The following is a 12,927-nucleotide window of genomic DNA, read 5'->3' on the forward strand; positions in this document are numbered from 1 at the left end:
TCGTTGTTTCTTCTCTCTGATTCTTATGAAAATAAACCAACGTACACGTTCTATGTCCCCACTCGCTGCCCGGAAAGAAAATCTCAGATGAAACCGATCCGGTGCATAAATTTCCGGGTACATCCCACTGTGATAAAAAGCAGCCAGATTCATACTAACTCCTTTCCGAAAGTTTCAGTACCCGGCATCCATGTGGCGGAAGCATGGTATGAAAGCTCTTCATTTCTCCAAGATCTTCATGCATCCAAAGATCCCTGACATTGGCAGCTCTGCACAATAACACTTGTTTAAAATCAATCTCTACTTCTTTTTCTTCTGCATCTCTATTAAATACGGAAAGAATAATCTCTCCTGTTGCTTCTTTTCCAATCCAGATGGTACTGTCCGGATTTTTGGTATCCGTTGACAATGGGAAGGATAAAATTTCTTTTTTATTCAACGCAAGAAGTTCCTCATTCTGATAAATCCATGCCCGATCTTTGATCGTATCATACTGATCTGCGATATCCAGCGGCGCTCCCGCAATCAGTTCCAGCGATACAGCCGATTTGCACTCCTCATCATTTGCAAAGGTATTCAGGCGAAGCATATCCGCATCCATGATCATGTTGTGGTCAGCAAAAATTTTTGACCAGTAAATCAGGCCTTCAAATGCTGTCGTGCACTGAGACCAATAATCAAAATGCAGTCCTCTGTTTCGATCACTAAAAGTATCCCAGCCTCCCGTACCGGAGTCTTCGTTAATACGCGCCATCTGTCCCATGCCAAACTCATTCTCACCATTGTTTTTCAAATGCGGCATAACAAGACTGATCATTATCTGATCCCCTGCTGCTTCCTTGATCCATTCGAGAACTTTTCGGTAATTTGCTGATCCATGATTTCTGCCAATCTGCTTTCCTTTATCCATTCCATCTTCGTACCAGGAAAGAAAATCAATTCGCAAAAAAGCTACATGGCAGTCAATAAAATACTTTACATATCCTTGCACATACTCTTTTGCTCCAGAACGATCTACATCCACCCAATACAATGCTCGATCTTCTCCATTTGGATAAGAAAAACGATCCCCCGTTATTTTTTTCTCATTTTCTCCATTATAAACATACGACAAATCTGTAATTTCCCGCACCGGAATATTTGTTCCTTTGACCAAAATTTCTTTGTTCTTTACCGCTGCCGGGCTGATCCAGGTCGGATTGTAGTAAACGCCGAGAGCCATTCCTCTCTCATTCAGATAGTCTGCCCAATATTTCCAATCATGTTTCCATGAATCATGATGACGAGTTAGATATCCATTTTCATTGATGCAGAAAGAATCCTCGATCCATCCATCTGTGCATACCATCTCGTATCCATATGGAACAAATTCCTTTGCTACCCAATCAATATTTTCTTTGAACCGTTCTTCTGGCATAAAAGTATTTTCAGTAAACTGTTTCTCATAGGTACACCAGTAAAGGGGTCCTGTTCTTTTATCTAATTTCAATCTCATGTAAAAACCCTCCTGTTTTTTTACCTACTCTCAGAATCCTATTCCAAACGCAGATATATAACAGAAAACACCAATAATTTGTCCAATTCAAATGTAATTTCCTGTCTTTGATCATCCCCTAGTTTTACTTTATAATACACTTCTTCTGGCTCCTGAATTTCACCGTCCGGTGTCACAACGTATATTTGTTTCTTTTCTCCCGGAAGTTTTGCCTTCACTTTTATCTTTTCTACACGCTGTGGGAATTCCTCATGTGTTCTATTCCAGTTCATGTCCGAAATTCCCGTAAAATTCACACATCGTATTGAAAATTCTCGTCCTCTCTTATAAATTTGAATCCATACCTTTCCTGCTTCCGGATACGGTGACCAATCAACATTTTCGAATATAAATTCTGAGTTGATTCCTCCTGCATACTGCATCGTCAGATCCGTCCAACTTTCCGGAAATAAAAGTCCGCCGTACGCGGTAATAAAATCATAATATTTTTTCAATATTTTTCGGAACGAATGTTCCCCAATTCTGCAGTTGTCCGGATAATATGCCTCTGTCAGAACACTTCCTTCCTCGCCCAATAGAAGATGGTATCCGCCAGAAGCGAAAATTGTTGCCATTGCAAGCTGCGCTGTAGATCCCTTCAGATTTCTTTCTGGTTCTGTTTTAAACGGATTCAAATACGCTGCCAGAATCACCCTCTTCTCATCTTTTGTTTCCCGAGCATGCGCAATCAAACGATATAGATCTCTATAAGTATCATTCGGCGACCAGACCTCTATATAAATACAATCTTCGCGACTCTTTTTTACCGAATCTACCGGCCAGTTATTTACTGCATTAAAAATGAGTTGTTTTTCCGGGTATTTTTCTTTTGTTTCATTGATCAAATCACCAAAATCATCTGCCAGATCTCGAATGACATATTTTCCATTTTCCAGAATTAATGCCTCTTTCGGATCTCCGTATTGATCCATATGTACGCCATCAAAACCTTTTTCCAGCGCTTTTCCATATTCCTGTAAAATCCGTTTTCTCCACGCCGTTCCCCTGTGAATATCCATCAACCATATTTTGTCAATGAAAATCATTGGTTCTCCATTATCGTACCGATAGATACATTCCGGATGTTCTTCCTGAAATGATTCTGCACCGTAAACAGCGCCATATGCTATTGCCTTGGCACCGCAAGCGTGCACTCCTTCGATTTTTTTCGCAACAGCAGTCATCGAACCTTTTCTTCCCATGATATCTGTATAAATATCACTCTCCGGATAAAACTCATCATGGCGGTACATCCAGTCATAAAACTGAATCACATTCAAGTGCATTTCCCTGAAAAATTCCTGATACTCTTCTTTTTGTTTATCTTCCTCAGAAAAACTGCTAAGAAATCCATATCTTGGAGCTTCTGTCCAGCAATTCACAACATCAAATGCCGTGTAACAGCTCCCTAGTTTTTCAGTCTTTTGAAAGAATTCTATTTTTACCAGATATCCACCCGTTTTTTCTGAAATGCTTTCCGCAAGTGGAATATACACTCCTTGTTCCAGGGTACATTCCATTTTCAGATTTTCTCCCTGATACGTAAACAACGAAACTTTCACGTGATTTGCTTTCGTCGGCCCTGTTTTTTTTATTTCCAGCCAGACTCTTTCCCCAATTTCATACTGCGTTTTATTAGGTATTACATAAAACCCTGTATTTTCCATCTTCCACCCTCTCTTTCCATGAAATGTTTCGTTTGTTTTTGAGAAAGTCCCCTCTTCGAAATTAAACCGAAGACGGGACTTTCTCTCAAGAATCTTCGCAGGGATCACTTCGTCATTTTGATACTATTGTTTTTTATGAATTACATGGATTTCTGTTTTTTCCAATTTCGGAACACTGACAACAACTGCTGCATCCTCTCTCCAATACCAACCGGAGCCATAATTCAATGCATTCAAGGATGCACTCTCTGAAAGAGAAACTCCATTCAACTCCAGACTTTCTGGCTTTCTGTCAAAACCAAGAAGAACAATAAATTCTGTCTCGGATGCATGGCGAAGCATAAAGAAATCTTCACCCGTTTGGCCCAAAATATTGTATTCAATTTCTTTTCCATCCGCATACCGTTTGCCTGAGGTTTCATTTAAAGCTCGGCTCATAAGAACTGTATTCTTTTTTTCATATGTCATGCTTTGTCCAAGCTGCAATTCTCCATTCATAACAGACAGAATGCACGCTCCTTCCCGAATATAAACAGGAATTTTGTCAATTGGAACATCCACCTGAAGAATTCGGTTTCCACCAACCATCTTTCTGAAATCCAACAAATTGATCCATCTTCCTGCTGGGAAGTAAATTCTTCTCTGTTCCCCTTCTTGATGAACCGGAGCAACTAACAGATCTGAACCATAAAAATATTCATCTTCCCAATAGACAGCCTCTTTATCATTAGGAAATACCATTGGCAACGGTCTCATCATTGGTATGCCTGTTTTATGTGCCTCTTCCGCTGTATGAACCGAATATTTCAGAAGATTTTCTCTTAGCCATGCATAAAATTTATAAACAGACACTGCATATCGACTGTAAACCCACGGCTCTCTTGGGGTCACTCCATGGAAACGCATAATCGGTGAGAAGGCTGCAAATTCCGTCCAACGGAGATACGTTTCTTCGTCTGCAAATCCTGAATAACCTCCTGCATCAACACCCCAGAATGGAAAACCGGAAGCCGCCAGTGTCAGACCTCCATTCATTGCATAAGTCAGGCCTCTAAAGCTTGAAAGCTGGTCTCCACCAAACTGGCAGGAATACTTTTGAACACCCGCTGCCGCAGATCTTGAAAACAGCACGTGATCTTCTCCTTTATATTTTTCAAAGAGTTTTCGATACGCTTTTGTATAATCCAGCGCGTAAGCGTTGTGCATTTCATCTCCCGTACGACCATCGTAAAACACTGCTTCATCTGGAATAATTTCTCCAAAATCCACCATAGTTCCATCAAAACCTGCATCCATTCGATCATGCCATTGATTTTCCAGAAGTTCCTCTGCTCTTGGATGTGAAAAATCAATAGCACATGGAAGAACTTTTTCTCCATGATAACCCGGCGTTCTTGTAATTGGCAGATCTTCTTCCGCACAGTTCGGCAGAAGTTCCTTTGCCTGCTCCATATCCAGATGTGAAAACTGCCACGAAAAAACCCGCATCTTCTGTTGTTTTGTAAACGCAGCAATCTTATAAATTTCTTCTTTGTTGTAATGGTCTTCCCATTTCCAACCAGCACCCTCTGCATACAGGCCAGAATGTGGGATATCAAGATTTTTAAACTTCCGTACAACACCTTCCATCTCCTGGATTACATCGTGCGTCGGTCCGTCCATCCATCTGCCTACCCCACCGCCGGCCCACGGTTCAAACACCCACGCAGGCGGAAGCAGCGGTTTTCCGGTTAAGGCTGTATATTCCTCCATGTTTTCTAAGACGCTTCCCGTAAAAACATAAATATCTGCTTTGGGTCCTGCTGTTGTGATTCGAAGCCCTTTACTGACTCTTCCAATATCTGCTCTAATTCTGTAAAAACTGTTAATAAACAAAGAGTAACCTTTTGTAGAGTGTAAAAATGATACATTTTTGTAGGACTGATTTCCAATAGAACAATTACAACCTTCAAATGCATCTCTGTGCCACAAAGAAAGTACCCGACCTCTCTGGTTTACGGCATCAAATCGTTCACCGAATCCATACACCATTTCTCTTTCCAGAAGTGGTTGGCACACATCGAAACCTTTGCTTCCTGCATAATCATAGAGCTTGAAGTTATCTGCATCCAATACAAATTTTTCATCTGCACAGATTTTCCAATCATCTCCCGCTGTAATCACAATCACAGAATGTGCTGTTTTGATCTGATATTTTCCCTCTATTTCTGAAAATGTATACGAAACTGCTTCGCTGTCAAAATCTCCTTTTTCTCTTGTATAAAAGCGAAAACCACGATTCTGTGGAATCAATACGGCATCGCAGGTGTTCAAACCATATTCGTACTTTAATACGATCTTATTCCCCTGATCTGAAACAGATTTCAGATGTGTGAATCCAATCCAGTTGTCTTCGTCTGCATCTCCAAGTGTGTGATCTGCATACCACCATGCCGTGAGCGTTCGGAAATAACCAATCAATACGTCCAGTTCTCTGCAGGCTGTCGCAGTATCTCCTTTTCGAAGTGCTTCGTTACAGAGACGTCTCTGTACCCAAGGATCCACCTTATCAAAAGAGTTTTCACATCGTGCATTTGGGAAGAAATCCATTCCTTCCAACATTAACACATCCTGCCATCTTTGTACGGTTATAATCCGATCTGGCAATTCATCCGGTGTTGTAGGCGTCAGCGATTTCTGCAGATGCAGAATCTCAGCCGCTCATTTGTAGATGGCCATTCCAATGTCGCCGGCCGCTGCCAATGCATCGTTCCATCTGGTAGGATCACGCAAGCACTGTTGGAATAGATAACCTGCGATGTTCCTCCAGGTGTGCACTCAATAAAGCTTTCCGGATCAAAATCAAATCTGGACTCGTAATTTGCATTTAAATCCAACGGATTTAAAGCCAAAACTTCACTGGTCTGATTCTTTTTCCGGTAAACCTGAAACTTAAAATATTTTTCCGGAAATCCACCGAACAGCTCCCATGGAATTCCAAACATGACACGCCAACAGTTTTTTTCTACAGCAATTTTGCATGTATATTTCCATGATGGGATTTCTGTTTTTACCGCATCATTTTTTTCGGTAAAGTAATCATTTAAAATTGCTTTATCGCCACCGAAATAGGTCATTCCCTTTTCCGTCCTGGCTCCCGCCTGTTTCTCTGTGTCTGCACAAAATACTGCGTAGTCTCGCTCTCCAAAATTTCCGCTGCTCAATGCAATTTCTATCTTATCTTTGCGAAGCATCCATTCTGTCTTCAGCACATTTTCATCGGACGGACGGGAAACCCTTGCCTCTTTTTCATAGCAAATCAGATACAAATACAGATTTTTCTGATCCCACATCATCCGTAGGTTTGTACTTGAAACGGTCTCTCTTCCGCCTGCGCTGTAAAAAGTATCCATTAACACCGCATGTTCCCATTCATTTAAATTCACCGGAATGGAAGGTACTGTCGAAACCGGTGCACCAAGTTCAACTGCTGCAATACCAAACGACTGTTTTTTTCTAGTTGTAATCATACTTCACCTCCAGGTTAAAATTTTGCAGAGAATCCGATATTATCCTTTTATGGAACCGTCTGTAATGCCCTGCTGCATAAACTGTTTCTGGAAAATAACAAACAATACAATAATCGGAATAATAACAATAACACTGGCAGCAAACATCAGTCCATAGTTCGTCGTATACTGTCCACGGAACAGTTGCAGTGCAACGGAAAGCGTTCTCTTGTTTGTCGATTTTGTAAAGGTAAGAATATCAAACAGGTTCGACCAGTATCCATTAAACGCCAATACTGCCTGTGTTGCAATTGCCGGTTTACTTAACGGAATAATGCAATGTAACAAGGTCTGAAACCTGGTTGCACCATCAAGGTACATGGACTCTTCCAGCTCTTTCGGCACTGCTTCAAAAAAACCTCTATAGAAGAAGGTGTTTCCTGCCACACAAGTGCCTCCCCACAGCAACCAAATTCCTTTATATGTATCAATCAGTTTCAATCCGTTTAAAACGGTATACTGAGAGATCATAGCCAGCTGTGCCGGAATCATCATTGTCAGCAGCAGCACATTAAAAATAGGCTCCTTTCCCGGAAACTGGAATCGTGAGAAAGAATATGCCATCGTGATCGAAATCAACAGATTTACGATAAGACCTACCGCAGACACGTACAGTGTATTGAAAAAGTATGTCTGAAAATGGTTTGCAGTCCACGCTTTTACATAGTTTTCCAGATAAAGTGGAAAATTCGGAAATAAAATTGGCTCGTTCGGCAGAACACCCTTTACCTTCATAAATGAAGTCGAAATCATCGACAAAAAAGGAAGAAGACATATTGCTGTCAACGCTACTAAAATCACATGAATACAGATCTGACTGATTATTTTCTTTTTCTTCATTACTGCTCTCCTCCTTAAAGATTTTCACCATAGCGAAGGAATCTCTTCAGTCCCATGGAAATAGCAAATACAACAATACCCATGACAATACCACAAGCGGCCGCATACCCAAAATCGAAATAATTAAACGCTCTCCGGTAAATATAATCCATAACAACATCTGTTGTTCCGAGCGGATCTCCTTTCGTCAACAGGAATACCTGAATAAAGATATTCATCGCACCGTTAATCAGATTAATCAGTAGGTAAAGCGTAGTTCCTCTTAATCCAGGAAGTGTAACGTGGAAGAATTTCTGAACCGCATTGGCTCCATCCATCGTTGCAGCTTCATACTGATCTGATGGGATTCCATGAAGACCGGCGGTGTAAATGATCATAACCCAGCCATAGCCCTTCCAGATTGAGCAGATCCAGATAACAAAGTTTCCTGTCCATGTATTCTGCAGCCATGCTACCGGCTCTTTTAAGATTCCGATGGTAGTCAGACAGTAGTTTACAAGACTTCCTTCATCCGGTTGGAAAATATAATCAATGATATTACAGAAAACAACCCAGTCACAAATAACTGCAATATATAAGAGTACTTTATATACATTTTTTCCTGTTTTCAGGTTATGAATCAAAACGGCAACGATCAGGCCAAGAACCAACTGTCCTGGCACAGTAACCAGAACTGCTAAAATATTATTTCGAAATGCAATCCAGAAAAAATAGGCATCAGATCCTTTTGTTGAAATATCTTTGAACATTTTAGCAAAATTACTTATTCCAACAAATGTATTTTCCGAACCTGGCATAATGCTATAATTTGTTAGTGCAATATAAATATTCTTAATTTGTGGATATAATACAAAGACAATAAATAAGGTCATTCCCACTGCAAGGAAGGGCAAAACGGCCAACCATTGTTTCAGACCTTTGGAAAATCTTTCTGATAAAGGTTTTTTCATAACAGATACCTTTCCGGGCTGCTTTTTATCGCCCTATAAACAATTTCCACAGGCAAGAAAGCCTGTGGAAATTTGTTTCATCTTTCTTGAATTATGATGCCTCACCTGCAAGCAATGCATCCAGTTCCGGAGCAATCTTATCGAGTGCGGACTGTGCCGTATCCTCATGAAGAACTGCGCTCTGGAATGCTACAGAGAGTTTATCTGAAATTTTCTCCCATGCCGGAGATGGGGTACGGGATACAGCTCCCTCAAGCTGTTCAATATACGTACTCATATTCGGTACTGCTTGTACTTCTTCAGATTCGGCAATTGTTTTTACAGTCGGGATCAGATGTCCACCGCCTACAGCCTGTGCTGTCTGAGAGAATTCACTCATTAAGAACATTGCAAATACCCAAGATGCTTCTTTCTTATCGCTACTCTCAAACATAACCAGATCCTCGCCACCGTTAACGGTAAGAGATCCGGCTTTGCCAGCCGGCAGAAGTCCTACTTCTACTTTTGCCAGATTTTCTTCATCATCATTTGTGAAGAACCATGGACCCTGATAACTAAACAGATAATTTCCATCGTAAAGACCATTTGCTGCATCCGGCTTTCCACCTGTGAAGCAAGGTCCAATAATTCCTTCATCATACCACTCAACGATAGTCTCCAGTGCCTTTACACTATCTTCACTGTTGATATAACCAGATGCTTTTGTATAATCCTCGTTGGTATAAACACCGCCCAAAGAGTGAAACAATGGAGCCATAGCCCAAGAGTTTGCCTCCTCGCATGCGATCAGATACTGATCCGGACCAAGTTTGTCTTTCAATGCAACAACTTCATCGTAAGTTGTCGGAATACTGTCAATATTCAGTTCCTCCATCATGGTCTTACTGTAAACGCCTGACAGACAGTTTGTGTTCAATGGCAATCCATAATATTTTCCATTGTAATAATTAGTACTCAGCGGTCCTTCGTACAGATTATCTTTCAGATCTGCAAATCCTTCCAGATCATCAACTGCTGCAAGTGCTCCCATTTCAGCAAGTTCTGGAACCCAGATAATATCCATTCGCATCAGATCCGGGCCTGTTCCACTGGAAAGGCTGGTAATAATCTGTTGCATCAATCCATCATATGGCATTCTTACAGCATCAACATGAATATTTGGATACTGTTTTTCAAACTCAGGAATAATGGTATCCACAAGAACCTCTTCCTCGGAATCACCATGTGTATGCCAATAGGTAATCGTTACATCGTCTCCATCGTACTGGATACCTGAACCAGAAGCATCTGAGCCTGCGTTGGATGCATCAGATGCGCTGGCGCTGGCACTACCATTGCCAGAAGAACTCTTTGTATCCCCACTTTTGGAATTGCTTCCGCATCCAAAAAGCATGGACGCTGCAAGGATTGCTGATAGTGAAACTGCTAATGTTTTTCTTTTCATCTCTTTTCCTCCTTTAGAAAAGTTCGTTTTTGTTATAATCTATTTTTATACTTTTTCTTATCTTTTCTCAAGACGCTTTCTTATCTAATCTATACAGTATTTTTACTTTATATCACTTTTTTATGGACTTTTTAACGAATTTCGAATAATATGTTATTGTGCAAATTTTATGACATATACTCATTTTTCCTTTTTTATTCATGGTTAATGTACAATTCAAAAGAGGGCAAAACATATGGAAATTATCGAATATGAACCAATCAATTTGTATGACGGACGCTTTTGCAAAGTATTTCATTCTGACTGGATTCAGTTAGAAAAACCAAAAGATGTAAATTTAGCACCGCATTTTCACTGGCATAACAGTTTTGAATTTAACTGTTCTATTTCGGGAACACTGCTCTGTGAAATCGGTTCTACTATGGCTTATGTAAAAGATAATGATTTTCTTTTTGTGAATCCAAATGTTATTCATAAATCACTTGAAAATTCTGCCTCCTTTCTCGGATTTGCAGTGCTTGTTCCTGTTGCTATCCTACAGTTTTTTTTTAACCCGGATGATAAAAACTCCCCTATTATAGAGCAGGATGTTGTGAACAGACATCGAAAAGAAATCATGGGACTTCTTATGGATATCTACCGATATTCGCGATCCGAAAAACCAGTTGATCTCCTTGGGATGAATGCCTGCGTTCTCCAAATTTTTCATATCCTTCTCTCTGAAAGCATGGCTACTCCGACTTGTACTACCCCCCCCCGATCAAAATTAGAGGATTCAATTTCTTTTACCGAATATCTGGCAGCACATTATAAAGAACATATTACTCTGGAAAGTGTTTCCGAACATTTTGGCTTCAATCCGACCTATTTTTCCAGAATGTTTGCAAAAAAAACAGGACGCAATTTTAATGTCTATCTTTCTTCGCTCCGATTAGACCATGCGACCCACCTCCTTGAAACTACTACTTCTTCTATTCCTGATATTTCAGAAGAAAGTGGTTTTTCCAGTTCTCGCGCTTTTATCGAGATGTTTAAAAAAGTGAACGAACTCACGCCAAAACAATATAGGGATCAATGCAGCGAGCACCAAAAAGGTTCATCACTTTAATAACTAATTTTTTCCTTCTTCTGACATGCAGGCATGCAGTTCTTCCAATACTGTACAGACGTTTATCCGTATTCTAGTAGCTTTTATGTTAATCATTGATATGCCTAACATAAAAACAGCTCAAGTGCATTTCTGCACCTGAGCTGTTTTTATGCTTTTTCAATATAATTGTATCATGCAAGCGGCCTTACGGTTCCTTCCGTAATTCCATTTTCATTAAACACATCGACTCTCACATATACCGTTTCGCCTTCGACCAGCGCGCCAATATTCTGCTCCCTGACCGGATGCTGACTGTGGTTTGCCTCATGTCAGTGGGGGATACCGATTTCTCTCCGCCCTCCACTGCCGTTAATTTTCTTATTTGCAATTCATCTCACCACCTATCGGCGGGAGAATCCTTGCCATTATTTGTTGAATCTTCCCTATATGGTAATATTCTCAGAATTTCATCTGTCTGCATGTTCTGACACCGTTAACGTAAATATCATTTGCCAGTTCTGTGACTAGCCGCATATCCTGCCAGGTTTCACACTTATTCCCCATAAAAGTAATGTTATCAAAATGGACATCATGAACACGTACTTCTTCTGTCGGTGTCTGGTACCCCCGGATTACGGAAACCGGGACATCTCCGTTCAGCACCTGGATATTATCAAAATAGATATCATTAATCTCTCCTTTGGCAATCTGTTCCGTATATTTGCAAAGCAGAACCTTAATATCGAACAGTTTCTGTTCTGCCTGCTCTACTCTGATGTTTTTATAATGTATATCATGAACATGACCTCCATCTGCCTGATGTATGGAAATCGCCGCACCACCCATGTTTCCTTCATACTGGCAGTGTATGATGTCACAGTCTTCAAATACCAGGTCGTGGATTTCGCTCTGGAGGGCATAACCAAGCTCTATGGCATTACCGGGTTCTGCATTCCAGATTACGTTATTGTGAACACGCACTTTTGTTACATCACGTACCGTTGACGGATCTTCAAACAATCTTTGGGATTTGATGCAGATACTGTCGTCTGTGGAACGGATAAAGCAATTTTTTACCTCTACATCCTGGCTGCTCGTAATATCAATACCGTCTCCCGTTACAATCCTCGACATAATATTCATATTATCAATCACAACATGGTCACACGCCGCAGGAACTACATGCCAGGAAGGTCCGTCTACAGCCGTAAAGCCTTTTAAGAGTACATTATTACACCACTTGGCATAGATAAAGAAACGGTGTGCATTACTGTCCGGCAGATGCCAGCAGGCTCCGTTGATAATTCCGTTTCCTACAATGGAAATATTGTCACAGTGGTCTGCATATACACACCCTGATACAACCGCACCTTCCTCAATATAAACCGTATCATTGGACTTTAAGGTAAGAACTCCTACATTATATACCTTGCCCTTTTCAAAGCAGATGGTGGTATCTGCCGGTTTCTCAATCCTGTGCGAGCAAAGTACAAACAATGCATCATGAAGACCACCATCTGTCTCTACAGTAAACTTTCTCGGTTCATCAAGATGGATATGGATTGTTTCTCCTTTTACAGAAGGAACTATGCCAAAGCTGGACGGACGGATTTCAAGTTTTTCATATGATGCATGGATTGAAATCTCCAGATCATACGCTTCGTTATCTACTACAACAACATAGTCAAACGAATCTGTATGGTATACCACTCGCTCTGTTCCATTGCAGGTAACACTGTATTTTGCTGATTTTTCCAATTCATCTACAGAATTTAAAATAAATCTCGGTTCCTTGACCGGGTCCGGATTAGGATAATAAATCAAATCATTTTCAAAATCCTTCATGTCTCTTTT

The 12,927-nt window shown here is 40.6% G+C and carries 9 protein-coding genes; 1 reads left to right on the forward strand and 8 read right to left on the reverse strand.

Translation table 11 applies throughout. The features are described 5' to 3' along the window. Positions 1–154: 154 nt before the first annotated feature. From DWZ60_RS08450 to DWZ60_RS08480, 7 genes are all read right to left on the reverse strand, one after another. A complete protein-coding gene (locus tag DWZ60_RS08450; protein WP_117801815.1) occupies positions 155–1,495 on the reverse strand; it encodes an alpha-galactosidase in 1,341 nt (446 codons plus the stop codon). Positions 1,496–1,533: 38 nt separating this feature from the next. Then, positions 1,534–3,201, reverse strand: a complete 1,668-nt coding sequence (locus DWZ60_RS08455; RefSeq protein ID WP_119221509.1) for a glycoside hydrolase family 66 protein — start codon at positions 3,199–3,201, stop codon at positions 1,534–1,536. Positions 3,202–3,324: 123 nt separating this feature from the next. Beyond that, positions 3,325–5,514 (reverse strand): TIM-barrel domain-containing protein, encoded by a 2,190-nt coding sequence (locus tag DWZ60_RS08460; RefSeq protein WP_158576363.1) that lies wholly within the window; start codon positions 5,512–5,514, stop codon positions 3,325–3,327. A 353-nt stretch (positions 5,515–5,867) separates the two neighbouring features. After that, the gene (locus DWZ60_RS08465; protein WP_119221511.1) at positions 5,868–6,710 is read right to left on the reverse strand and encodes a hypothetical protein; all 843 of its coding nucleotides are present in this window, start codon (positions 6,708–6,710) and stop codon (positions 5,868–5,870) included. 39 nt (positions 6,711–6,749) lie between these two features. Next, positions 6,750–7,589 (reverse strand): carbohydrate ABC transporter permease, encoded by an 840-nt coding sequence (locus DWZ60_RS08470; protein WP_119221512.1) that lies wholly within the window; start codon positions 7,587–7,589, stop codon positions 6,750–6,752. 14 nt (positions 7,590–7,603) lie between these two features. Then, positions 7,604–8,251 carry a carbohydrate ABC transporter permease gene (locus DWZ60_RS08475; RefSeq protein WP_243038264.1) on the reverse strand — a complete coding sequence of 216 codons (648 nt, stop codon included), beginning with the start codon at positions 8,249–8,251 and terminating at the stop codon, positions 7,604–7,606. Positions 8,252–8,630: 379 nt separating this feature from the next. Then, positions 8,631–9,983 carry an extracellular solute-binding protein gene (locus DWZ60_RS08480; RefSeq protein WP_119221514.1) on the reverse strand — a complete coding sequence of 451 codons (1,353 nt, stop codon included), beginning with the start codon at positions 9,981–9,983 and terminating at the stop codon, positions 8,631–8,633. Between the two features lie 235 nt (positions 9,984–10,218). On the opposite strand from DWZ60_RS08480, the gene DWZ60_RS08485 reads away from it, so the two are divergent. Next, positions 10,219–11,091 carry a helix-turn-helix domain-containing protein gene (locus DWZ60_RS08485; RefSeq protein ID WP_119221515.1) on the forward strand — a complete coding sequence of 291 codons (873 nt, stop codon included), beginning with the start codon at positions 10,219–10,221 and terminating at the stop codon, positions 11,089–11,091. A gap of 441 nt (positions 11,092–11,532) precedes the next feature. Here the strand turns inward: DWZ60_RS08485 and DWZ60_RS08490 are convergent, their stop codons facing one another. Continuing rightward, the gene (locus DWZ60_RS08490) at positions 11,533–12,918 is read right to left on the reverse strand and encodes a glycosyl hydrolase family 28 protein (protein WP_119188765.1); all 1,386 of its coding nucleotides are present in this window, start codon (positions 12,916–12,918) and stop codon (positions 11,533–11,535) included. Between the last annotated feature and the right edge of the window lie 9 nt (positions 12,919–12,927).

Origin of the sequence: Blautia sp. AF34-10, assembly GCF_003477865.1 — a bacterium.
GTDB classification, from domain to species: Bacteria; Bacillota; Clostridia; order Lachnospirales; family Lachnospiraceae; genus Fusicatenibacter; species Fusicatenibacter saccharivorans.

Excerpts from the sequence above, each read along its gene's own strand:
- DWZ60_RS08450 (WP_117801815.1), bottom strand. The coding sequence starts at position 1,495 with ATGAGATTGAAATTAGATAAAAGAACAGGACCCCTTTACTGGTGTACC.
- DWZ60_RS08455 (WP_119221509.1), bottom strand. The coding sequence starts at position 3,201 with ATGGAAAATACAGGGTTTTATGTAATACCTAATAAAACGCAGTATGAA.
- DWZ60_RS08465 (WP_119221511.1), bottom strand. The coding sequence starts at position 6,710 with ATGATTACAACTAGAAAAAAACAGTCGTTTGGTATTGCAGCAGTTGAA.
- DWZ60_RS08470 (WP_119221512.1), bottom strand. The coding sequence starts at position 7,589 with ATGAAGAAAAAGAAAATAATCAGTCAGATCTGTATTCATGTGATTTTA.
- DWZ60_RS08480 (WP_119221514.1), bottom strand. The coding sequence starts at position 9,983 with ATGAAAAGAAAAACATTAGCAGTTTCACTATCAGCAATCCTTGCAGCG.
- DWZ60_RS08485 (WP_119221515.1), top strand. The coding sequence starts at position 10,219 with ATGGAAATTATCGAATATGAACCAATCAATTTGTATGACGGACGCTTT.
- DWZ60_RS08490 (WP_119188765.1), bottom strand. The coding sequence starts at position 12,918 with ATGAAGGATTTTGAAAATGATTTGATTTATTATCCTAATCCGGACCCG.